We start from the raw sequence: 22,710 nt of genomic DNA on the forward strand, positions 1-22,710 counted from the left end.
CCGTGGCGGCCGCCGCGCAGCGGATAGCGGTCATCGGCGGCGGGCCCGGCGGGCTCTACGCCGCGGCCCTCCTCAAACGGCTCGACCCGCACCGCGACATCACCGTCTGGGAGCGCAACGCCCCCGAGGACACCTTCGGCTTCGGCGTCGTCCTCTCCGACGAGACGCTCGGCGGCATCGAGCACGCCGACCCCGTGGTGTACCGGCACCTGAGCGAGGAATTCGTCCGCTGGGACACGATCGACATCGTCCACCGGGGCCGCACCCACACCTCCGGCGGCCACGGCTTCGCCGCCCTCGGCCGGCGCCGCCTCCTGGAGATCCTGCACGCCCGCTGCGCCTCCCTCGGCGTACACCTCCGCTTCCGCACCCCGGCGCCGCCGGCCGCCGAACTCGCGGCCCGCCACGACCTGGTCATCGCCGCCGACGGAGTGCACAGCGCCACCCGCGAGGCCCACGCCGACGCCTTCGGCCCGCGACTGACCGCGCACCGCAACCGCTACATCTGGCTCGCCGCGGACTTCGCCCTGGACGCCTTCCGCTTCGAGATCGCCGAGACCGGGCACGGCGTGCAGCAACTGCACGCCTACCCCTACGCGGCGAACGCCTCCACCGTCATCGTCGAGATGCGCGAGGAGGTCTGGCGGGCCGCCGGACTCGACACCGCCGGCCCCGCCGAGTCCGTCGCACACTGCGCCAAGACCTTCACCGAGGCACTGGACGGCAGGCCGCTGCGCGCCAACAAGTCCTCGTGGCTCACCTTCCGCACCGTCGTCAACACCCACTGGTCGCACGGCAACACGGTCCTCATCGGGGATGCCGCCCACACCGCGCACTTCTCCATCGGATCCGGCACCAAACTCGCCGTCGAGGACGCCCTCGCGCTCGCCGCCTGCGTGGAGGAACAGCCCGACCTGCCCACGGCCCTGGCCGCGTACGAGCGGGAGCGCCGCCCGGTCGTCGCCTCCACCCAGCGCGCGGCGGCGGCCAGCCTGCGCTGGTTCGAGGAACTGGCCGCCTATGTGGACCAGCCGCCCCGCCGCTTCGCGTTCAACCTGCTCACCCGCAGCCGCCGTGTCACACACGACAACCTGCGGCTGCGCGACGCCACGTTCACCGCCGCCGTCGAGGAGGAGTTCGGCTGCCCGCCCGGCACCCCGCCGATGTTCACCCCGCTGCGGCTGCGCGGTCTCGAACTGCGCAACCGCGTCGTCGTCTCCCCGATGGACATGTACTCGGCCGTCGACGGGGTCCCCGGCGACTTCCACCTCGTCCACCTGGGCGCACGGGCGCTCGGCGGCGCCGGGCTCACCATGACCGAGATGGTGTGCGTCAGCCCCGAGGGCCGTATCACGCCCGGCTGCGCCGGTCTGTACACCGACGAACAGGCCGCCGCCTGGCGCAGGATCACCGACTTCGTGCACACGTCCGCGAACGGTGCCGCGATCGGCGTCCAGCTCGGCCACTCCGGCCGCAAGGGTTCCACGAAACTGATGTGGGAGGGCATCGACCAGCCGCTCGACACCGGCAACTGGCCGCTGTCCGCCGCCTCCCCGGTCCCGTACGCGCCCGGTGTCAGCCAACTGCCCCGGGCGCTGGACCGGGCCGGACTCGACGCGGTCCGCGAAGAGTTCACCGCCGCCGCCCGGCGCGCCGCCCACTGCGGCTTCGACCTCCTCGAACTCCACTGCGCCCACGGCTATCTGCTCTCCGGTTTCCTCTCCCCGCTCACCAACCACCGCACCGACGCCTACGGCGGCCCGGTCGGCAACCGGCTCCGCTACCCCCTGGAGGTCTTCGACGCGGTCCGCGCCGTCTGGCCGCAGGACCGGCCCATGACCGTCCGGATCTCCGCCACGGACTGGGCGGAGGGCGGCACCAGCACCGAGGACGCCCTCACGGTCGCACGCGCCTTCGCCGCGCACGGCGCCGACGCCATCGATGTCTCCACCGGCCAGGTGGTCCCCGGTGAACGCCCCGAGTACGGCCGCTCCTACCAGACCCCGTACGCCGACCGCATCCGCAACACCGTCGGCGTCCCCGTCATCGCGGTCGGCGCCATCTCCTCCTGGGACGACGTCAACTCGCTGCTCCTCGCGGGCCGCGCCGACCTCTGCGCCCTGGCCCGCCCGCATCTGTACGACCCGCACTGGACCCTGCACGCCGCCGCCGAACAGGGCTACAGCGGTACGGCCGCGCCCTGGCCCCTCCCGTACCGGGCGGGCAGCCGCCCCCCGCCCACCGGCCGCACGGACGCGCCGAAGCCGAGACTCACCCTGGACTGACCCGGCCCGCGTCCCCGTCCGCCCCCGCCTCCGCGACCGCGCCCGCGTCCCCGTCCGCCCCCGCCCCCGCCTCCGCGACCGCGCCCGCCGCCTCGGCCCCGGCGGCCGTCAGGCACTCGTGGCAGCGGCAGGGGACCGGGTGCGGCGCCGCGTGATGCGCGTGCCGCTCCTCCCGGGCGATCCGTTCCAGCAGGGCGGCCAGTTCCTCCGCCTCCCCCTGGGTGCCCGTCGGCGTCCCGGTGCTCCCGGCGCGTGCCAGCACGGCCGGGCTGTACACCAACTGGGCCCGGAAGGTGTGCAGATGGCGGGTTCCCGTGTCGATGGCGATGAAGCGCCGGGTGTGCCGGCCGCGCCCCACGGTGGTCAGCTGCTGGTGGCCCGTCCCGGGGTAGGTGCCGATGACGTACACCTTGGTGCCGCCCCGGTACGCCTTGGTCCCCGGGCGCAGTTCCTGGCCGAGATCCCCGTACCGGCGCCAGCGCACCACATTGGCCGCGACCAGCCAGACGGCCTCCGGCCCGGATTCCCCGTCCGCGCTCAACGTGCCTCCTCCGCGCTGATCAGCAGCCGGTCCGAGACCGGCTCGTACCCGATGCGCCGGTACACCCCGTTGCTGGTCGGATTCGCGAGGTCCGTGAACAGCAGGACCTCGGCCGCACCCGCCGCCCGTGCCGCCCGGCTGACCTCGGCCGTCACCGCGGCCGCGTAGCCGTGGCCCCGGTGCTCCGGCGGGGTGTACACACCCGCCACCCGCACCGCCCCCGCGGTCTCCGGCGAGACGCAGGCCATCGACACCGGAGCGCCCCCGTCCTCCCACAGGGTCAGCCTGCCGTCCGCCGTCCGCTCGTCGACGAACCGTTCCGCGTGGGTGCCCGGCTGGCCGACCTGCTCCGCGAACGCCAGGTGCCAGGCCACGAGCAGCTCCCGGTCGGCGGCGACGGCGGCCCTGGGCCGGCCCGGCGGCGCGGGCGAGGGCGGGATCAACTCGCCCAGCCGGTACAGCCGCTGTTCCTGCTCGACCCGGTGTCCGGGCCAGCCCGCGGCCAGGGCCTCGGCGCTCACCCGGTCCGCGCTGACGGTCGTCGGGTTCAGGGCCTCGGCCAGCGGACCGAGCGCCTCCGGGACCACGGAACCCAGCATCGGCGGATACGGCGGGGTGTGCACCAGCGTCCCCGCCACCTCGCCGTCCGCCCCGCGCCACCAGCCGAGCAACGGGTCCTCCTCGCCGTAGGCGTGCGGGCCGGTACGCCGCAGTGTCCCGGTGACGGTCAGCACCAGGGTGTTCTCGGCGGGACGGGCGGCGAGCGAGGCCCCGGCCGCGTCCAGGAACGCGTCGACGTCATCGGTGAAGGTCCAGGTCATGCATGCATCCTGACGGGAACGCGGACCGCGCGGCATCCGGATTTCGCCCGGTGGACGGGGCGTGCGCCACCGGTACGGCGCCGTGGGCCGCCGCCGCGCCGCCGGCCCCGCACCTCACCGCCGTACGAACCGCTCCCCGGCATCCCGCAGCCGCTCGTGCAGCAGCCCGAACACCTCCGCCGAGCGGCCCCCCGGCCACTCCTTCGGCAGCAGCTCCTCCGGCAGCCCCGGGTCCGCGTACGGCAGCCGGCGCCAGGAGTCCAGCGCCGGCAGATAGTCCCGGTAGGCCTCCCGCGGATCGGGGGCGCCGTCCTGCCCGGACCGGTCCTCCCAGGCCCGCAGTACCGGTTCGTGCCGTGCGAGGAAGTCCAGATGGAGCCGGGCGACGGCGTCCAGGTCCCACCAGCGCGCCACCGACTCCCGTGTCGCGGCGAAGCCGAGGTGCTGGGCGCGGAACAGGTCCACGTACGGGGCGAGTTCCAGCCGCTCCAGGGTGTGCCGGGTCTCCTCGTACAGCCCGGCGGGTGCGATCCACACGCCGGGGGCCGCCGTGCCGAAGCCCAGCCGGGACAGCCGCGAGCGCAGCAGGTGCCGCTTGTGGCGCTCGGCTTCGGGTACGGAGAACACGGCGAGCACCCAGCCGTCGGCGAGCCGGGGCGCCGGATGCCGGTAGATCCGCAGGTCACCGTCGTCCAGCAGCTGGCGGGCGTCGGCCGACAGCGTGTATCCGGCCGCGCCGTCCGCGGTCCGGGCCGGGACCAGCAGTTCGCGTCGTTTGAGACGGGAGACGGAGGAGCGTACGGACGGCGCGTCGACACCGACGGCGCCCAGCAGCCGGATCAGCTCGGCCACCGGCAGCGGGGCGTTGCCGGGGGAACGGCCGTAGGCGCCGTAGAGGGTGACGATCAGGGAACGGGGGGTATGGAGCTCGGCCACGTGATCACTCTAGGGGCTGTCCGGTACATGGCGCCGTCCGCCTTGGGGGCGGGCCGGGCGGGAGGTGTCACCGGGGCGGGACGGTGTTCTCCCGCAGCCGGAACCGTTGGAGCTTGCCGGTCGCGGTCCGGGGCAGGGCGGCCGTGAACTCGAAGACGCGTGGGCACTTGTGCGGGGCGAGCGCGCCTTTCATATAGGCGCGCAGGGAGTCCGCCGACTGCGAGGAACCCTCCCGCAGGACCACGTACGCCACCACGATCTGGCCGCGCAGCTCGTCGTCCCGGCCCACCACGGCGGCCTCCGTCACCTCGGGGTGGCGCAGCAGGGCCTCCTCCACCTCGGGGCCCGCGATGTTGTAGCCGGAGGAGATGATCATGTCGTCGGCGCGGGCGACGTAGCGGAAGTAGCCGTCCGGCTCACGGACGTACGTATCGCCCGTCATGTTCCAGCCGTTGCGCACGTACTGCGTCTGCCGGGGGTCGGCGAGATAGCGGCAGCCGACGGGGCCGCGCACGGCGAGCAGCCCCGGTTCGCCGTCGGGCAGTTCCTCGCCGTCCTCGTCGACCACCCGCGCCTCCCAGCCCGGGACCGGGACGCCGGTGGTGCCGGGGCGGATGGCGTCGTCGGCGGCCGAGATGAAGATGTGCAGCAGCTCGGTGGCCCCGATGCCGTTGATGATGCGCAGCCCGGTCCTCTCGTACCAGGACCGCCAGGTCGCGGCGGGCAGATTCTCCCCCGCCGACACACAGCGGCGCAGCGCGGACAGGTCGTGGCCGTCGAGCCGGTCGAGCATCGTGCGGTACGCGGTCGGCGCGGTGAACAGCACCGAGACCCGGTGTCTGGCCAGCGCGGGCAGCAGCTGCCCGGGGCCCGACTGCTCCAGCAGCAGCGATGAGGCCCCCACTCGCAGGGGGAAGATCACCAGTCCGCCGAGCCCGAAGGTGAAGCCCAGCGGCGGGCTGCCGGCGAACACGTCGTCGGGCACGGGACGCAGCACATGGCGGGAGAAGGTGTCGGCGACGGCCAGTACGTCGCGGTGGAAGTGCATACAGCCCTTGGGCCGGCCCGTGGTTCCCGAGGTGAACGCGATCAGGGCGACATCGTCGGCGGCGGTGTCCACGGCCGGGTAGGGGCCGGGGCGGGACTCGGCGAGCCGGGTCAGATCGTCCGGGCCGTCCCCGCCGTAGAGGGTGATCCGCACCCCCGGGACCCCGGCGTTCACCAGGTCGTCGGCACCGCGCGCGTCACACAGCGCGTGGCTGACCCGGGCCAGCGAGCAGATGGTGGCCAGCTCCTGCGAGCGGGCCTGCGCCAGTACGGTGACGGCGACCGCGCCCGCCTTCATCACCGCGAGCCAGCAGGCGGCCAGCCAGGGAGTGGTGGGGCCGCGCAGCAGCACACGGTTGCCGGGGGAGACGTCCAGATCGTCCGTGAGGACATGGGCGATCCGGTCCACCCGGTCCCGCAGCTCACCGTAGCTCCAGACGGTGCCGTCGTCGGTGCGGAAGGCGGGGCGGTCGGGGCCCAGATGGCCGATGGTGGCGTCCAGCAGTTCGTAGCCGCAGTTCAGCCGGTCGGGGTAGCGCAGCTCCGTACGGTCGAGTGCCAGCTCGGGCCACTGACCGGGCGGCGGGAGATGGTCACGGGGAAAGGTATCGGTGTGCGCGCTCGATATGCGCGTGGCGCTCTTGGACGCCTGCGCACCCGGCGAGGAATTCGGCTCCATGAAGGATCGCCCCCTTGTCGCCTCTGGAGCGTATCGTTTGAGTGACGGTAGTCAACGGTCCGCGATAAGACGTGACAAGAGAGGCGCCGGTATGACGGTATTCTCCCTCGATCCGGCACAAACCGCATGGTGTGAAGAGCTGCGTACCCTCGCCGAGGAGCGGCTGCGCCCGCTCGCGGAGAAGGGCGGGCCCGGACACGTCAACCGTCCGCTCCTCGCCGCGCTGGGAGAGCTGGGCCTGCTCGGCAGGCTCTTCGGCTCCGGCGCCCTGGACCTCTGTCTGCTCCGGGAGTCCCTGGCCCGCGGCTGCACCGAGGCCGAGACCGCGCTCGCCCTCCAGGGCCTGGGCGCGTCTCCGATCGTCCAGGCGGGCACGGCCGCCCAGCGCGAACGCTGGCTGCCGGAGGTCCGCGCGGGCCGTGCCGTCGCCGCCTTCGCGCTGAGCGAGTCCGGCGCGGGCTCGGATGCCGCGGCCCTCTCGCTGGCGGCCGACCGCACACCGGACGGCTGGCGGCTGACCGGGGGAAAATGCTGGATCTCCAACGCGCCCGAAGCCGATTTCTACACGGTCTTCGCCCGCACGACGCAGGGCGCCGGAGCCCGTGGTGTCACCGCGTTCCTGGTCCCGGCCGACCGCCCCGGACTCACCGGAGCGGCCCTCGACATGCTCTCCCCGCACCCGCTGGGCACCCTCGACTTCGACGGCGTACCGGTCACCGCCGACGACCTGCTCGGCGAACCGGACCGGGGCTTCAGGGTCGCGATGAACACCCTCAACCTCTTCCGGCCGAGCGTGGGGGCCTTCGCCGTCGGCATGGCGCGGGCCGCCCTCGACGCGACCCTGGACCACACCTCCGTACGCACCGCGTTCGGCGGTCCGCTGCGGGACCTCCAGGCGGTCTCCCACCAGGTCGCCGAGATGGCCACCCGCACCGAGGCCGCCCGGCTCCTGGTGTACGCGGCCGCCGCCGCCCACGACGCGGGCGAACCGGGCGTGCCCCGGCGCGCGGCCATGGCCAAGCTGTACGCCACCGAGACCGCGCAGTACGTCGTGGACGCGGCCGTCCAACTGCACGGCGCCCGCGCACTGCGCCGCGGCCATCTCCTGGAACACCTCTACCGGGAGGTCCGCGCGCCCCGGATCTACGAGGGCGCCAGCGAGGTGCAGCGCACGATCATCGCCAAGGAGCTGTACGCCCGTCCGACCCAGGAGCCGCCCGTATGAGCCCTGTCCAACGCATCAACCCGGCCGAACTCGCCCCGCCCACCGGCTTCTCGCACGCCGTCACGGCCGAGGGCGGACAGCTGGTCTTCCTCGCCGGGCAGACCGCCCTCGACCCCGACGGCAAGATCATCGGAGGCACGCTGCCCGAGCAGTTCGCGACGGCGCTCACCAATCTGCTCACCGCCCTGCGCGCGGCGGGCGGCGCCCCCGCGGACCTGGTACGGGTCACGGTGTACGCCACCGACATCGCCGACTACCGCGCCCACGCCGGTGAACTGGGCCGGGTCTGGCGGAGTCTGGCCGGGCGGGACTATCCCGCGATGGCGGTGATCGGCACGGTCCGGCTCTGGGACGAACAGGCCCTGGTGGAGCTCGACGGGATCGCCGTGCTGCCCTGAACACGGCGGTGGGCGGACCCGGTCCGGCCGGGCCCGCCCACCGCGCGCGGCATCAGCGGCGTACCGCGGATCAGTACGGCTTGACCAGCACGTGGGCGGCCCCCGGAATACCGACCTTCAGCAGCTCGTCCTCCTCGGGCGTCGTCGCGTTGCCGGTCTCCTGCTTCAGGATCGCCCGCGACATGCTCTGCACCCACATGGCGCGCGGCCTGCGCCGGGCCTCCCAGGCGGTGAGGGCCGCGGCGACGTCGTCCTCGGCGTCCAGCGACTCGGCCAGCACCTGCGCGTCCTCGACGGCCATCGCCGCGCCCTGCGCCAGATGCGGGGTGCTGGCGTGCGCGGCGTCACCGGCCAGCACGACCCGGCCCACGTGCCACGGCTCCTCGACCGTCACCTGCGAGATCCGCGAGTACACCACGGCCCGCGGGTCGGTGACATGGCGCAGCGCCTCGGCGACCGGCCCGGAGAACCCGGCCAGCCGCTCCGCGAGCTGCTCGTGCGCCCGCTCCGGGTCCGGCCGGAAGTCCTCGGCCTCGGCGAACACCGCGCCCAGGTACATCAGTTCGTCCGTGATCGGGGTGAGCAGCGCCTTCGCGGCCTGATTGCCCGTGCTCATCACGACACCCTGGACCTCGGGCTGACGGGGCACGGTGACCCGCCAGTTGGCGAAGCCGGTGTACTCGGGCCGGAAGCGGTCGCCGTAGAGCCGGGTGCGCAGCGGCGAGCCGATGCCGTCGAAGCCCACGACCAGGTCCCAGCGGGCGGCCGAGCCGTCGGACAGGGTCACATCCACCCCGGCGCCGTCGTCGGTCAGCCCGGTGATCGTCGCGCCGAAGCGGACCGGCACTCCGGCGGCCGTCGCGGCCTGGCCGAGCACCTCGGCCAGGGCGGGGCGCGGTATGCCGTTGTTGGAGGGGGCATCGCCCATCCGCGGCTGCGGGATCCTGGCGAGCGTGGCGCCGGCCGGGTCGCAGATCGTCAGCACCTCCCACTCGAAGCCCGCCTTCACACAAGCGTCGAGCACCCCGATCTCCCGCATGACGTGCAGGGCGTTGGAGGGCTGGATGATGCCGACGCCGAGCGCGTCCAGCTCCTCGCGCAGCTCGACGACCTCGACGGTGTGACCGCGCCGGGCCAGCGCGACGGCGAGGGTCAGTCCGCCGATCCCGCCGCCGTGGATCAGTACGCGCAGGGGTGATGCCATCTCGGATCTCCGATACGAAAGGTGAGAGAGAAGAGGTACAGAGAAGAAGGGGGAGGGGCGGCGGTCAGCCGGCCGCCGCGGGCAGGCTCATCAGGTGGTCCACCAGGGCCAGCAGCACATCGCGTCCGAACGGCCGCTCGCGCACATCACCGATCAGCAGCGGGACATGCGGGTCGAGGTCGAGCGCGGCCCGGATCTCCTCGGTGGTACGGGTGTTGTGACCGTGGAAGCAGTTGATCGCCACGACGAACGGGATGTCCCGGCTCTCGAAGAAGTCGATCGAGGCGAAACTGGTGTCCAGACGCCGGGTGTCGGCGATCACGACACCGCCGAGCGCCCCGTTGACCAGGTCGTTCCACATGAACCAGAAGCGTTCCTGGCCGGGGGTCCCGAAGAGGTAGACCACCAGCTCCGGGCTGACCGTGATCCGCCCGAAGTCCAGGGCGACGGTGGTGGTGTCCTTCTGGCCGACACCGGCCAGGTCGTCCACCCCGATGCTGGCCTTGGTCAGGTACTCCTCGGTGCGCAGGGGCGCGACCTCGCTGACGGCGCCCACCAGGGTGGTCTTTCCGACACCGAAGCCGCCGGCTATGAGGATCTTGACGGCGCTGGGCGCGGTCTGAGGGGTTGTCATCTTGGTTCAGAGTCTCCGGAGTCCGTCACGTACAGCGGCCAGCAGGCCCATCTGGGCCCCGCCGGACGCCCGTGCCACCGACAGCGGGGCACGGGCCAGCAGCAGGCCCTGGGAGACCAGATCCGCCAGCAGAATCTTGGTCACCGAGACCGGCAGATCGAGGTCGGCGGAGACCTCGGCGACCGCCGCCGGGCGGCGGCAGCGGTCCAGGATCATGCGGTGCTCCGGCTGGAGCCTGCCCGCCCGCAGGGGAACACCGTGGACGTCCCGCGGGTCGTCCGCGGTCGTCAGCACGGTGATGAGGGTGAAGTCGTCGCGCTCGGGAGCGGTCCGGCCCCGGGTGATGGTGTACGGGCGGACCATGGTGCCCGCGCCGTCCTCCTCCGGCTCCTCGTCCCAGTAGGGCGTCACACCCGCTGCCCGTCCCCGGTACCGAAGGCGTCGAAGTCACCGCGCACCGGCGCGCTGAGCTTCTGGCCGACCTGCTGGACCAGGTTGTGCATGGCCAGGGACATCACCTCGGCGTCCACCTCCTGCGAGGCGACCACGGCCAGATGGGTGCCCTGGCCCGCCGTGATGATGAAAAGCCACAGGTCGGCCAGTTCGACGATGACCTGGTGGACGGATCCACCGTTGAACAGCTGGCCGACACCCCGGGCAAGGCTCTGCTGGCCGGTGCAGATGGCGGCCAGCCGCTCGGCGTCGGCGCGGTCGATGGTGCGCGAATGGCTCACCACCAGCCCGTCGTCGGACAGCAGCACGGCGTTCAGCGTCTCGGCCACCGAGTCCACCAAACCGTCGAGCAGCCAGTCGAGATCCTGGAGGGTGGCCGTTGTGCGTGTCATGACCGTTCTTCTCTCGTGGGGAGGGGGGCTGAGGGTGGTTCGGGCCGTGCCTGCGGTTCCTCGGCCGCGCGTGCCGCGCGCGACCTCCGCTGGAACGCCCCGATCGCGGCACCGGCCCGGCGGGGGGCCGGCCGGAGCAGCGGGTTCTCGTCCCAGCTCGGGGGCCTGGGGACGGCGGGCCGGGCGGCCGGGTCGATCCGGAGCTCGTCCACCAGACTGGCCTGGCGGACCCGGCGCGGGAGCGGGGGCTCCCCACCGGACTCCGCGGGCGCCGGTGCCGGGGGGAGGGCCGGGTGTTCGGACACCGTTCCGGGCCGCGGGGTGACGGGACCGCTCTCCGTGTACGGCTCGGGCAGCGACGGCTCGGAGTACGACGGCTCCGGGAACGCGGGCTCCGCGTACGCGGGCTCCGTGTACGACGGCTCCGGGAACGACGGCTCCGACGCCGGGTACGGGTCCTCCGCGGACGCGTACGGGTGGCCCGGCACCGGGTACTGCCCCGCGGCCGTCATGTACGGCTGCTCCTGCGCCGCGTACGGGTCCTCGGCCGGGGCGTAGCCGTTCGGCTCCCCGGCGTACGGGCTCTCGGGCGGCGGGTAGCCGGACCCGGACCCGGCACCGGACCCGGCGGCCGGGTAGGAGGACCCGGTGGCGTACGGCTGCCCGGCCGGACCGTAGGACTGCTCGGGCGACACGTACGGCTGGTCGGACGGGGCGTACGTCTCCTCGGGCGACGTGTACGGCTGCTCCGGCACGGAGTACGTGCCCTCGGCACCGCCGTACGACTGCGGGCCGGCCTCGTACGGGTTCTGCGCGGCGGTGTACGGCTGCCCGGGGACGGCGAACAGACCTGGCTGCGCGGGCTGCGCGGGCTGCGCGGACCGGCCCGGCAGGTCCGGCAGGCCGGCCGGGTCCTGCTGTCCGGAGCGGTCCTGCTGTCCGGAGGGGGCCGGGCGTTCGGCGCGGGCGGCGGCGTGGTCGACCAGGGCGGTGACCCCGGCCATCGCCCTGCCCTGAACCCGGGTGGGCAGGGCGCCGGGAGCGGCGGCGGGCGCCGCCGACCGGTCCTGCGGGGAGGGGGTCCCGGCGGCCGACGGCACAGCCACGGGTCCGGCGGACGGGTCGGGGACCGTCAGCTCGTCGGGGACCAGGACGACGACCCGCGTACCGCCGAAGGCGGACGGCCGGAACTCGACCCGCAGACCGTGCTGGTCCGCGAGGCGGGCGATCACATAGAGACCGAGCCGGATGTCGTCGGCGTGTGCGAGGACGTCCATCCGGGGCGGCCGGCTCATCAGCTCATTGGCCTCGGCCAGTTGGTTCTCGTCCATCCCGAGACCGCGGTCCTCGACCTCGATGGCCAGACCCCGGCTCACCTTGGCGGCCCGGACCTCGACCGGGCTCGGCGGCCGGGAGAAGGTCAGCGCGTTCTCGATCAGCTCGGCCAGCACATGGGAGACCGGACCGATGGCCCGTTCGGCCAGCCACGGGGCGCCGTCGAGATCCAGCACCACACGGCGGTAGTCCTGCACCTCGCCCTGCGCCGAACGCATGACGTCCAACAGCGGTACGGGCTTGCGCCAGCGCCGGTGCGGGGAGCCGCCGGCGAGGATCACGAGGTTCTCCTCGTACCGCCGCAGGCGCGCGGTCAGATGGTCCAGGTCGAAGAGCCCGTCCAGTACCTCCGGGTCCTCGTGCTTGCGCTCCAGCTCGTCCAGCTTCTTCAGCTGCTGGCCGATCAGCTGCTGGGTGCGGCGGGCGATGCGCTGGAGCAGCCGCTCGAAGCCGCGGTGCTGGTCGGCCTGTTTGACGGCGGCGTTCAGGGCGCTGGTGCGCGCCAGGTTGAGCGCGTCGCCGAGCTGGGTGAGTTCATCGGCCCTGCCGTCGGCGTTCTCCGGCTCGATCGCGCGCGCCTCGGCCTCGACATCGATCTTCTCGCCCTGGCCGAGCCGTTCGACGACATCGGGGAGCGTCTTCTCCAGCTCCTCGGCCCGCTCCTGGAGGCGGCCGATCCGACGGCGCAGGTTACGGGTGAGGCGCCAGGTGGTCACGATGACCGCGATCACGGCGGCCAGACCGATCACGGTGGTGAGCGCCATCTTGAGGAGCAGGGACATCACGGTGCCCTTGCCCTCCTCGACGACCAGCGCGGTGCGGTGCTCCAGCAGGTCCACCAGCTGGGGGGTGAGGCCGTCCATCGCCCCGCGCCAGGTCTTCTGCTCCGCGCCGAGGGCCACCATGCCCGCGTCGTCGGGTGAGGCGGGCCGCAGGACCTGCTCCTCGATCGCCGTCTTGGCCTTCCACGCCTCGCCGTCGGTGATCTCCCGCCACATCGCCCGCTCTTCGTCGGGGAGGTAGGGCACGACCTTGGTGCCGTACTGGAAGGACTGGCCGGACACCTCCTGGCGCAGCTGCTGGAGGTCCTCGACGCTCAGCTTCCCCTTGGGCCAGCCGCGGGCCAGGATCGCGTCCGAACGGGAGATCATCTCCTTGGTCCAGAACAGGTCGACCAGCGGCTGTGACAGCGTGGTCACCCGGCCGTTGTCCACATGACTGAGGGCGGAGAAGAGCTTGAGGTCCACAGCGATCAGATCGGTGTAGTAGTCGTACACCACCGTCTGCTGCTTGTTGTCGCCCTGGTCGACCAGGGTCCGCTGGGCGGGGAGCTGGTTGATCTCCTCGCGGGCCTTGGCGACGGCGTCCCGGACCTCGGCGGGAGCATCGTCCGTGGACACGTCGGAGAAGGACCGGAAGGTGTCGATCGCGTCGTCGGTGAGCTTGCGCTGACGCTCCAGCGCGTCGGTGGAACCTCCGGGGCGGGCGAGAGCCTCGGCGCTGAGCCGCCGCTCCTCCTGCAGGTTGTAATACACGATATTGGACGGCTGGCCGGCCTTCTCGGCCAACTGTCCCTGGGCTGCCTGGCGTTGAAAGTCGAGCAGTGTCTGCCCACTGGTGACGGCCCAGAGGGCGGCCAGTGCGACACCGGGGACGATGGCCAGTACGAGCAGGGCTGTCCGCAGCGACATGGTGGTCGAGTCGGTCCGCCGAGACGCGCGCGTGCGCAGGGCTAGCTCCTTGACGATGGGTACCAGCCTCACGACTGGTCAAATCTGTTGAGAACTTCGACACATAGATATTAGTCACACTGCAAAAAAGAAGAGAAAGCGGCCTCACACGGACAACACGGCGCGCCCACGTCTTCGCCATGAATCCCGTGCCGGCGGGGCCGGCCGGGGGTACGGCCCGTACCGCTCGGGTAGCGGGCCGGCCCGCCCGGGGTGAGGGTGGAACCGTGACCAGTGAACCGCCCCCGCACCCCGCCGCCAGGTCGTACGACGGCGAGGGCATCACCGTGAGCTACGACGCCCACCGCTGTCTGCACGCCGCCGAATGCGTGCACGGGCTGCCCTCCGTGTTCGAGGTCGGGCGCAAGCCGTGGATCATGCCGGCCAACGCCTCCGCCGACGAGGTGGCCGACGTCATCCACCGCTGCCCGAGCGGAGCCCTCCAGTACCACCGCACCGACGGCCTGCCCGACGAGGTCCCCGATGTGCCCACGCATGTCTCCCTGCGCGCCGACGGCGTACTCCATCTGCGCGGGGATCTGCTGGTGGACACCCTCGACGGCCCCCGGCGCGAGACCCGGGTGATGCTGTGCGGCTGCGGGCGCACGGGGAACGCGCCGTACTGCGACCACAGCGGGACGTGCGCCGACCACGTCTGACCGTGTCCGGCCGGAGCTGATCCCGTCCGGCCTTGTCCGGCCGAAGCGCCGTACGGCGCGCCGTACGGGTGAACGGTCCCGGGGGATATATCTGTATTTAGTGCTTCTTCTTCCGGACGCCCCACCGTGACCGCGCTCATCGTCTGTCATTTCCTGCTGGCGGCCTGCGCGGGCCCTCTGGTGCACCGGTTCGGCAGCCGGGCCTTCGTGGTCCTCGCCCTGCCCCCCGCCGCCGCCACCGTCTGGGCGGCCACCCAGTGGGACACGGCGGCCTCCGGGCGGGCGGTCACCTCGTCCTGGCAGTGGATCCCGCAGTACGACGTCTCCGTCGCCCTGCGCCTGGACGCCCTGGCCGAGCTGATGGTGGTGCTCGCCGCCGGGGTCGGCACCCTCGTACTGCTCTACTGCGCCTCCTACTTCGCCGACGACACCCCGCAACTGGCCAGGTTCGCCGGAAATCTGCTCGCCTTCGCGGGCGCGATGCTCGCCCTCGTCCTCGCCGACGACCTGATCTCGCTCTATGTGTTCTGGGAACTGACCACGGTCTTCTCCTACCTGCTGATCGGCCACGGCAGCGAACGCAAACAGAACCGCCGCTCCGCCCTCCAGGCACTGACCGTGACCACGTTCGGCGGGCTCGCGATGTTCGTCGGCTTCCTGATCCTCGGTCAGGCCGCGGGCACCTACCGCATCTCCGCCATCGTCGGCGACCCGCCCGCGGCGACCCTCGCCGTGTCGGTGGCCGTCGTCCTGGTCCTGGTCGGGGCGCTGTCGAAGTCCGCGCTCTGGCCGTTCTCCATGTGGCTGCCGAACGCCATGGCCGCACCGACCCCCGTCAGCGCCTATCTGCACGCCGCGGCGATGGTCAAGGCCGGTGTCTACCTGGTGGCACGGCTCGCCCCCGCCTTCGCCGACATCCCCGTCTGGCGCCCGGTCGTCCTGGTGCTCGGCGCCGCGACCATGCTGCTCGGCGGCTGGCGCGCGCTGCGCCTGAACGACCTGAAGCTCGTCCTCGCCTACGGAACCGTCAGCCAGCTCGGCTTCCTCACCCTGCTCGCCGGGGTGGGCGACCGGGACGCCGCGCTCGCCGCCGCCGTCATGATCTTCGCCCACGCGCTCTTCAAGGCCCCGCTGTTCCTCGTCACCGGCATCGTCGACCACGCGGCCGGCACCCGCGACCTGCGCCAACTCTCCGGGGTCGGCCGGGCGCTGCCGCATGTCGCCGTCGTCGCCGTGCTCGCCGCGGCGTCCATGGCCGCCCTGCCGCCGCTGCTCGGGTTCGCCGCCAAGGAGGCCGCCTTCGAGGCGCTGCTGCACGGGGACACCGCCGACCGGTGGGCGCTCGCCGCCGTCGTCGCGGGCTCGGCGGTGACCACCGCGTACACCGTGCGGTTCGTCTGGGGCGCCTTCGCCCGGAAGCCCGGCCTCACGGACACCCCCGTCCACCGCGTCGGCTGGGCCTTCCTCGCCCCGCCCGCCCTGCTCGCCGTCTGCGGGCTGGTCCTGGGTCCCGGTGTCGGCTGGACCGACCGGCTGTTCAGCGCGTACGCCGACGTGTTCCCCGCCCCCGCGCACCCGTACCACCTCTCCCTCTGGCACGGTGCGGGCACGGCCCTGCTCCTGTCGGCGCTGGCCTGGGCGGGCGGTGCCCTGCTCTTCGCCGGGCGCGCCCCCGTCACCCGCCTCTCCCGCCGTATCGCCTGGCCCAAGGCCGACAGCGTCTTCGGCCATCTGCTGCTGGGGCTGGAACGCCTGGCCCTCCAGGTCACCGGCTTCGTCCAGCGGGGTTCGCTCTCCGTCTACCTCGCCACCACGCTCCTGGTGATGCTCGCCGGGCAGCTCGCGGTGCTCATCACCGACCGCCCCTGGAACGGGGCCGAGGCACCCCGGCTCTGGGACACCCCGCTCCAGGGCGCCGTCGCCGTACAGACCTGCGCCGCGGCCCTCTGCTGTCTGACCGTGAGCCGCCGGATGAAGGCCGTCGTGCTGGCGGGCCTGACCGGATACGGGGCGGCGCTGCTCTTCGTCGTCCAGGGCGCCCCGGACCTGGCGCTCACTCAGTTCTGCGTCGAGACCGTGTCGATGATCGTGTTCGTGCTGGTGCTGCGCCGGATGCCGGTGCACTTCCAGGAGTCCGTGAGCAGCTGGCGGCGCGCCGCCCGCGTCCCGGTGGCCCTGGGCGCCGCGGCCACCATCGGCGTGGCGGTGTGGGTCGCCGCCGCCGCGCGCATCGCCGCACCGGCCGGTGCGGCGATGGTCGAGGAGGTCGCCCACCACGGGCTCAAGGACGTCGTCGCCACGATCCTCGTCGATCTGCGGTCCTGGGACACGCTGGGGGAGTCCGCGGTACTCGCCGCCGCGGCCATCGGCGTGACGAGCCTGATCTATCTGCACCGCCGCAGCGAAGGCCCCATGGGCCCGGAGGAGTTGCGCGGCCGGACCGCCTGGTCGCTCTCGGCGAGCTCGCTGAGCGGACTGTCGCGGGGACTGGAGACGGCCCCCGAGCGAAGCTGGCTGGCGGCCGGCGAGACGCTCGCCCCCGAGCACCGCTCCGTCGTCTTCGAGGTGGTGGCCCGGCTGCTGTTCCACCCGATCCTGGTGCTCTCCGTGTACCTGCTGTTCTGCGCCGAGAACATGCCGGGCGGCGGATTCGTCGCCGGACTCGTCGCCGGGCTCGCCCTCATCACCCGCTATCTGGCCGGCGGCCGCTTCGAACTGGCCCAGGCGGCACCCCTGCAGCCCGGACTCTTCACCGGGCTCGGACTCTTCGTGTCCACCGGGGTCGCGTTGGTCGGCCTCGTCGACGGCACCGTGCTGCACGCCTGGACGTACAGGGGCCATCTGCCGGTGTTCGGCGACTACCACCTCGGGACGGCCGTGCTCTTCGACTTCGGGGTCTATCTGCTGGTCCTCGGCGTCGTGCTGGACATCGTGCGGGCCCTCGGTGCCAAGATCGACCGGCAGATCGAACGGGCGGCGGGTGTCCTCGCCCCGGCCGGCGGCCCCGAAGCGGGAGGCGGCCCCCGATGACCGTCAGCGCCTCGCTCCTCGCCACCGCCGTGGTGCTCTGCGCGGTCGGCGGCATCCTCATGCTCACCCGGCCGCTGACCCGCATCCTGCTCGGCGCCGTCATCGCGGGCAACGGCATCAACCTGCTCGTCCTGTCCGCGACCGGCTCGGCCGGTGCGGCTCCGCTGCTCTACGGCGTACCGCTGCGCCAGGTCACCGACCCACTGCCGCAGGCCATCGCGCTCACCGCCATCGTCATCACCCTGGCCACCACCGCGTTCCTCCTCGCCATGGCCTACCGGGGCCACCAGCTCACCGGCAGCGACGAGGTGCACGACGACCTGGAGGACCGGCGCATCGTGCTGCGCGCCGAGGTGATGGGGGAGCGGGCCCAACTGCGGGAGGAATACCGCTCCGGGGCCGAACCCACCCGCGAGGAACGTGACCGCTACCTGGAGGAACGCCGCCGCCTGCGCGCCCGGCTGCGCGCCGACCGCGCCCTCCAGGCCCGCGGCCGCGACGCGTCGGGCGATCTGTGGCACGACGTCCTGGGCGCGGACCCGGAGGACTACGCGCGCGAGGAGAACCCCGGCGTGCGCGACGACCGAGGAGTGACCGGATGAACGCGCTCGTCCCGCTGCCGGTGCTGCTGCCGCTCTGCGCCACCGGCCTCAGCCTCGCCTTCGGCACCAGGCTCAAACGTTTCCAGCGCTTCATCAGCGTCGCCGTGCTCTCCGCCGTCACGGCGCTCTCGGTCGTCCTGATGATCGCCGCCGACACCGGCGGACCGCTCTCCGTCCACCTCGGCGACTTCGCACCGCCGCTGGGCATCACCCTGGTCGCCGACAGGCTCACCGGGCTGATGCTGACCGTCTCCTCGGCCGTCACGCTCTGCGTGCTCGTCTACTCCCTGGGCCAGGGCATGGCCGACCGGGACGAGGAGACACCGGTGGCCGTGTTCCACCCCGCGTATCTCATCCTGGTCGCCGGGGTCTCCTGCACCTTCCTGGCCGGAGACCTCGTCAACCTGTACGTCGGCTTCGAGATCATGCTGGTGGCCAGCTTCGTCCTGCTGACACTCGGCGGCACCGGCCCCCGCATCCGGGCCGGATCCACCTACGTGATCATCTCGCTGTTCTCCTCGATGCTGTTCCTCACCGCCATCGCCATGACGTACGCGGCGACCGGCACCGCGAACTTCGCCCAGCTCGCCCAGCGCCTGGGCGAACTCCCGCTCGGCGTGCAGACCCTGATCCAGGCGATGCTGCTGACCGTCTTCGCGATCAAGGCCGCCGTGTTCCCGCTCGCCGCCTGGCTCCCCGACTCCTATCCCACGGCCCCGGCCCCCGTCACCGCCGTCTTCGCGGGACTGCTCACCAAGGTCGGCGTCTACTGCATGCTGCGTACGGAGACGCTGCTGTTCCCCGGCAACCGGCTCGGCGATCTCCTGATGGCCGCCGCGCTCGCCTCGATGGTCATCGGCATCCTCGGCGCGGTAGCCCAGACCGACCTGAAGCGGCTGCTCTCCTTCACCCTGATCAGCCATATCGGCTACATGGTCTTCGGCATCGGGCTCGCCACCCGGCAGGCGTACGGCGGTGCCATCGTCTACGTCGCCCACCACATCACCGTCCAGACGACGCTGTTCCTCGTCGCCGGACTCATCGAACGCCGCGGCGGCACCACGGAACTCACCCGGCTCGGCGGTCTGGCCCGCGCCGCGCCGGTGCTGGCGCTCCTCTTCTTCGTCCCCGCGATGAACCTCGCCGGCATCCCCCCGCTGTCGGGGTTCATCGGGAAGCTCGGACTCATGCGGGCGGGTGTCGCCGACGGCGGCGTCTGGCCCTGGATCCTGGTCATCGGGTCGGCCGTGACCAGCCTGCTCACGCTGTACGTGATGGCCAAGGTCTGGAACCTGGCGTTCTGGCGGGCCGCGCCCCCCGGCCAGGCCGCCGACGGCACCGTCCTGGAGTCCGACGACGACAACGACAACGACACCGACGAGGGCCCCGACAACATCCCCGGCACCGGCGACGAGAGCATCGCCCCCCGGCCCCACCCGGCCGGCCGGGTCGTCGCCGCCACCCTGCACGGACGGGCCGTCACCACCACGACCCGGCTGCCCCGCACCATGACCGCGGCCACCGCCGCCACCGTCGTGCTCGGGCTGGCCTTCACCGTGCTCGCGGCCCCCCTGACCTCGTACACCGACCGCACGGCCGCCGAACTCCTGAGGCGGACCCCGTACATCGAGGAGGTGCTCGGCCGGTGAGACGATTCCTCACCCTGTCGTTCCGCAACGCCGATCTGCCGCCCTTCAGCTGCCAGTTCGGCGACCGGCGCAGACGGGTGCTCGACCTGCCGCTGATCGCCTGGCTCACCGTGATCTGGGTCCTGCTCTGGTCCACGCTCACCTGGGCCAACGTGGTGACCGGTGTGGTCGTCGCGGTCGCCGTCTGCCTGGCCTTCCCACTGCCCCGCGTCGATCTGGGGCTGCGGCTGCACCTCTGGGGCATCCTGCGGCTCGTCGCCTATCTCCTCTACGACATGTACACCTCGGGAGTGAAGGTCACCCGGCAGATCTTCGCCGGGCGCCCCCACCGGGCGGCCGTCATCGGCGTACCGCTGCGCTGCCGCAGCGACCTGATGCTCGCCGCGACCGCCGTGGCCGTCTCCAATGTGCCGGGCGGCTCGATCGTCGAGGTGCGCAGGGCCACCTCCACGGTGTTCCTGCACGTCCTGGACGCGGACCGGCCGGAGGAGCTCGAAGCCGCCCGGCGTTCGGTGTGGCGGCTGGAGGAACTGACGGTACGGGCCTTCGGCACCCCCGACGAGATCGTCAGGGTGGCCGGACCGCCCCCGCCGCACCGCACCCGGACAGCGGGAGGGACCTGACATGAGCGCACCCGAGAACGTCGACCGGATCCTGCTGATCGCCGCCGTCGTGATGGTCGTCCTCGCCGGAGCACTGCTGCTGATCCGGATCTGGCGAGGCCCCTCCATGCTGGACCGGGCCATCGCGCTGGACGTGTGTGCCGCCCTGATCATCGCGGGCCTCGGCGCCAAGTCCGCCTTCGCCCGGGACTCGTTCTACTTCCCGATCATGCTGGTGCTGGCGTTCCTCGGTTTCACCGGGTCGGTGGGCATCGCCCGCTTCATCGCCGTACGCGACCGGCCGCTGTCCCGCCGGGTACCACCGCCCGGCACCGGAAGCCAGGAGGGATCGCGGTGAACGTCTGGTTCCGGATCGCCGACACGGCCGGTGCCGCCGTGCTCCTCGTCGGGGCGCTGATCTGTCTGCTCGGAGTGATCGGCATGCTGCGGCTGCCGGACGTCCTGTCCCGCAGCCATGCCGCGACCAAGCCGCAGACCCTCGGGATACTGCTCGTGCTGGCCGGGGTGGCGCTGCGGCTGCGCAGCGGCATGGACCTCGCCACCCTCGGCCTCATCGGCTTCTTCCAGATGCTGACCGGCCCGGTCGCCGCGCATCTGGTGGCCCGGTCCGCGTACCGGACCGGGCAGGTCGACCACGCCGAACTGCTCTTCGACGAACTCGACGAACAGCTGACCGAGGAGAAGTGACCGGAAGACCGGTCAGGCCCCCGGCAGCCGGTCCAGGAAGCCGCTGACCGAGCTGATCCGCCCGTCCCCGGCCAGCCTGATCACGTCGAACCCGGCGGCGGGCGCCGAACCGTCCGCCCCGGAGACCAGGTCCCAGGTGAAGCGCACCAGGTCGTGGTGGGCGTCCGGGGTACCGGTCGGACGGAAGCCGAAGCCGGGGAACTGCCGGTGCGCACCGCTGATCGCGGCCACCAGCCCGTCATGACCCCGCACATCGGCCAGCGGGTCGGTGTAGGTGGCGTCCTCGGTGAAGGCCGCGGCCACCGCCTTCTCCAGCTCCTCGGGCGAGGTGGTGTTCCAGGCGGTGAAGTAGCGCTGAACGGCGTCCTCGTATGCGGTCACGGTGCGTCCTCTCGCCGGGGCCGCGGGGGCCCTCGTCCACCGCTCCGGTGCTCCGGGGCGGTGGACACACCCTGACGCGGGGGCCGGGCCGGGGTCGATTACCTCCCGGGTAAGGGAGATCGCCGCTCCGCCCCACAGGGACACATTCCGCGTGCCATGATGCGGGCAATGCCGGACGCTGGGGGGCGTATGGGAAGCACAGGTACAGTGCTGCGCGAATTGCGCGGCGCGCAGAAGACGTCCAAGGGCGTCTCGCTCTACTCGCGATACGTGAACCGTCCGGCGGGGCGGGTGCTGGCGGCCGGGGCCTTCCGGGCGGGCCTGACGCCCAACCAGGTCACTCTCGTCAGCGCCCTGTTCACCTTCGCGGCGATCTCCTCGCTCGCCCTGGTCCCGCCCTCGTGGGGGCTGGGCCTCGCCGTCTGCGCGGGGCTGGTGACCGGCTTCGCCTTCGACTCGGCCGACGGCCAGCTCGCCCGGCTCACCGGCCGGGGCGGCCCCGACGGCGAGTGGCTGGACCATGTCGTGGACTGCGCGAAGATGATCCTCGTCCACACCGCCGTACTGATCTCCTTCTACCGCTTCACCGAACTGCCCGGCGACATCTGGCTGTTGCTGCCGCTGGGCTTCCTGTTCGTCTCGGTGCTCACCTTCTGCGCCGGACTGCTGCGCGAACAGCTCGGCCGGGCCGCCGCCCGCGCCGTCCCGGCCGGTTCCGCCCCGGCGCCGGCGTCCCGGCTGCGGGCCGTGGCGCTCCTGCCCGCGGACTACGGGGTGTTCTGCCTGGTGTTCCCGCTGCTCGGCGCACCCGGGGCCTTCCGGGCCGGGTACGCCGTGCTCGCGGCCGTGCACGCGGTGTTCCTGGTGGCGTTCCTCGCCAAGTGGTTCAGGGAGCTGAAAGCGTTCCGGGTTGACTGACCAGGACATCCAGCGCCCGGCGCAACTGGGTGCTGGAGGTGTGCACGGTGTACGGGAAGTAGACGACCTCCACGCCCACTTCGGCGAAGTCCCGCTCCAGCCGCTTCCCCTTTCCCGTGCCCCGCCAGTCGTCGCCCTTGAAGATCACGTCGAACCGGACCTGCTGCCAGGTCTCGACCTTGTCCGGCACCGTCTCGACGAACGCGGCGTCCACGTAGCGGACGCTGCGGACGATCTCCAGCCGCTCGGGCAGCGGGATCACCGGCTTGTGGCCCTTGGCCAGGGCGGCCATCTCGTCCGAGACGACCCCCGCGACCAGGTAGTCGCACTGGCTGCGGGCGTGCCGCAGGATGTTCAGGTGCCCGACGTGGAACAGGTCGTACACCCCCGGTGCGTAACCGACTCTGTGCTGCGCCATCCGTTCTCTCCCCACGGTGAACGCGATGTGTGGTGATGTGCCAACGACCCTACTGTGAAGAAC

General features: G+C 72.4%; 21 protein-coding genes and 1 pseudogene. 11 read left to right on the forward strand and 11 right to left on the reverse strand.

Annotated features, from left to right (window positions below; translation table 11 throughout):
- Positions 1-2 precede the first annotated feature (2 nt).
- Positions 3-2,285, forward strand: coding sequence for a bifunctional salicylyl-CoA 5-hydroxylase/oxidoreductase (locus tag OHA98_RS11275; RefSeq protein WP_323179537.1), 2,283 nt, complete (start codon positions 3-5; stop codon positions 2,283-2,285).
- Positions 2,286-2,385: 100 nt separating this feature from the next.
- On the opposite strand, the pseudogene OHA98_RS11280 reads toward OHA98_RS11275, so the two are convergent.
- The 4 genes and pseudogenes from OHA98_RS11280 to OHA98_RS11295 form a co-directional block, all read right to left on the reverse strand.
- Positions 2,386-2,826 (reverse strand): annotated as a pseudogene (locus OHA98_RS11280) (hypothetical protein); the annotation flags it as partial.
- A complete protein-coding gene (locus OHA98_RS11285) occupies positions 2,823-3,647 on the reverse strand; it encodes a GNAT family N-acetyltransferase (RefSeq protein ID WP_266924805.1) in 825 nt (274 codons plus the stop codon). The pseudogene OHA98_RS11280 and the gene OHA98_RS11285, both read right to left, overlap by 4 nt.
- 114 nt (positions 3,648-3,761) lie before the next feature.
- Positions 3,762-4,583, reverse strand: coding sequence for a PaaX family transcriptional regulator C-terminal domain-containing protein (locus tag OHA98_RS11290; protein ID WP_266924807.1), 822 nt, complete (start codon positions 4,581-4,583; stop codon positions 3,762-3,764).
- 67 nt (positions 4,584-4,650) lie between these two features.
- The gene (locus tag OHA98_RS11295) at positions 4,651-6,309 is read right to left on the reverse strand and encodes an AMP-binding protein (protein ID WP_266924809.1); all 1,659 of its coding nucleotides are present in this window, start codon (positions 6,307-6,309) and stop codon (positions 4,651-4,653) included.
- Positions 6,310-6,400: 91 nt separating this feature from the next.
- Here OHA98_RS11295 and OHA98_RS11300 point away from each other — a divergent pair, with 91 nt between their 5' ends.
- Both OHA98_RS11300 and OHA98_RS11305 read left to right on the forward strand, forming a co-directional pair.
- On the forward strand, positions 6,401-7,534 hold the full coding sequence (locus OHA98_RS11300; protein WP_266924811.1) for an acyl-CoA dehydrogenase family protein: 1,134 nt from the start codon (positions 6,401-6,403) through the stop codon (positions 7,532-7,534).
- The gene (locus OHA98_RS11305; protein ID WP_266924813.1) at positions 7,531-7,932 is read left to right on the forward strand and encodes a RidA family protein; all 402 of its coding nucleotides are present in this window, start codon (positions 7,531-7,533) and stop codon (positions 7,930-7,932) included. The genes OHA98_RS11300 and OHA98_RS11305 overlap by 4 nt, the downstream gene beginning before the upstream one ends.
- Before the next feature lie 70 nt (positions 7,933-8,002).
- On the opposite strand, the gene OHA98_RS11310 is transcribed toward OHA98_RS11305, so the two are convergent.
- The 5 genes from OHA98_RS11310 to OHA98_RS11330 all read right to left on the reverse strand — a co-directional run bounded on the left by OHA98_RS11310 (position 8,003) and on the right by OHA98_RS11330 (position 13,713).
- Entirely contained in the window at positions 8,003-9,136 is a 1,134-nt protein-coding gene (locus tag OHA98_RS11310; RefSeq protein ID WP_266924815.1) for an FAD-dependent monooxygenase, read from the reverse strand.
- A 64-nt stretch (positions 9,137-9,200) separates the two neighbouring features.
- A complete protein-coding gene (locus OHA98_RS11315; RefSeq protein WP_266924817.1) occupies positions 9,201-9,770 on the reverse strand; it encodes an ATP/GTP-binding protein in 570 nt (189 codons plus the stop codon).
- Positions 9,771-9,776: 6 nt separating this feature from the next.
- The gene (locus OHA98_RS11320) at positions 9,777-10,133 is read right to left on the reverse strand and encodes a DUF742 domain-containing protein (protein WP_266927859.1); all 357 of its coding nucleotides are present in this window, start codon (positions 10,131-10,133) and stop codon (positions 9,777-9,779) included.
- A 44-nt stretch (positions 10,134-10,177) separates the two neighbouring features.
- Positions 10,178-10,615 carry a roadblock/LC7 domain-containing protein gene (locus tag OHA98_RS11325; protein ID WP_266924819.1) on the reverse strand — a complete coding sequence of 146 codons (438 nt, stop codon included), beginning with the start codon at positions 10,613-10,615 and terminating at the stop codon, positions 10,178-10,180.
- Positions 10,612-13,713 carry a nitrate- and nitrite sensing domain-containing protein gene (locus tag OHA98_RS11330; RefSeq protein WP_266924821.1) on the reverse strand — a complete coding sequence of 1,034 codons (3,102 nt, stop codon included), beginning with the start codon at positions 13,711-13,713 and terminating at the stop codon, positions 10,612-10,614. The genes OHA98_RS11325 and OHA98_RS11330 overlap by 4 nt, the downstream gene beginning before the upstream one ends.
- Positions 13,714-13,907: 194 nt before the next feature.
- Between OHA98_RS11330 and OHA98_RS11335 the strand changes: the two genes are divergently transcribed.
- From OHA98_RS11335 to mnhG, 7 genes are all read left to right on the forward strand, one after another.
- Positions 13,908-14,339, forward strand: a complete 432-nt coding sequence (locus OHA98_RS11335) for a (4Fe-4S)-binding protein (RefSeq protein ID WP_266924823.1) — start codon at positions 13,908-13,910, stop codon at positions 14,337-14,339.
- 126 nt (positions 14,340-14,465) lie between these two features.
- Entirely contained in the window at positions 14,466-17,369 is a 2,904-nt protein-coding gene (locus OHA98_RS11340) for a Na+/H+ antiporter subunit A (RefSeq protein ID WP_266924825.1), read from the forward strand.
- Complete coding sequence (locus tag OHA98_RS11345) at positions 17,366-17,971, forward strand: Na(+)/H(+) antiporter subunit C (protein WP_266924827.1); 606 nt, start codon at positions 17,366-17,368, stop codon at positions 17,969-17,971. The genes OHA98_RS11340 and OHA98_RS11345 overlap by 4 nt, the downstream gene beginning before the upstream one ends.
- Positions 17,968-19,620 (forward strand): Na+/H+ antiporter subunit D, encoded by a 1,653-nt coding sequence (locus OHA98_RS11350; RefSeq protein WP_266924829.1) that lies wholly within the window; start codon positions 17,968-17,970, stop codon positions 19,618-19,620. The genes OHA98_RS11345 and OHA98_RS11350 overlap by 4 nt, the downstream gene beginning before the upstream one ends.
- Positions 19,617-20,243 carry a Na+/H+ antiporter subunit E gene (locus OHA98_RS11355; RefSeq protein WP_266924831.1) on the forward strand — a complete coding sequence of 209 codons (627 nt, stop codon included), beginning with the start codon at positions 19,617-19,619 and terminating at the stop codon, positions 20,241-20,243. Before OHA98_RS11350 ends, OHA98_RS11355 begins: the two co-directional genes overlap by 4 nt.
- A gap of 1 nt (position 20,244) precedes the next feature.
- Positions 20,245-20,580, forward strand: a complete 336-nt coding sequence (locus tag OHA98_RS11360; RefSeq protein WP_266924832.1) for a monovalent cation/H+ antiporter complex subunit F — start codon at positions 20,245-20,247, stop codon at positions 20,578-20,580.
- Positions 20,577-20,930: a monovalent cation/H(+) antiporter subunit G gene (gene mnhG / locus OHA98_RS11365; RefSeq protein ID WP_266924834.1), complete on the forward strand. Its 354-nt coding sequence runs from the start codon at positions 20,577-20,579 to the stop codon at positions 20,928-20,930. Before OHA98_RS11360 ends, mnhG begins: the two co-directional genes overlap by 4 nt.
- A 12-nt stretch (positions 20,931-20,942) precedes the next feature.
- On the opposite strand, the gene OHA98_RS11370 is transcribed toward mnhG, so the two are convergent.
- On the reverse strand, positions 20,943-21,311 hold the full coding sequence (locus OHA98_RS11370; protein WP_266924835.1) for a nuclear transport factor 2 family protein: 369 nt from the start codon (positions 21,309-21,311) through the stop codon (positions 20,943-20,945).
- A 189-nt stretch (positions 21,312-21,500) separates the two neighbouring features.
- Here OHA98_RS11370 and OHA98_RS11375 point away from each other — a divergent pair, with 189 nt between their 5' ends.
- Entirely contained in the window at positions 21,501-22,229 is a 729-nt protein-coding gene (locus tag OHA98_RS11375; protein WP_266924837.1) for a CDP-alcohol phosphatidyltransferase family protein, read from the forward strand.
- Here OHA98_RS11375 and OHA98_RS11380 read toward each other — a convergent pair.
- Positions 22,198-22,647, reverse strand: a complete 450-nt coding sequence (locus tag OHA98_RS11380) for an adenylyltransferase/cytidyltransferase family protein (RefSeq protein WP_266924839.1) — start codon at positions 22,645-22,647, stop codon at positions 22,198-22,200. The two genes, OHA98_RS11375 and OHA98_RS11380, sit on opposite strands and share 32 nt — an antisense overlap.
- Positions 22,648-22,710: the final 63 nt, after the last annotated feature.

Source organism: Streptomyces sp. NBC_00654, from assembly GCF_026341775.1.
Classification (GTDB): domain Bacteria; phylum Actinomycetota; class Actinomycetes; order Streptomycetales; family Streptomycetaceae; genus Streptomyces.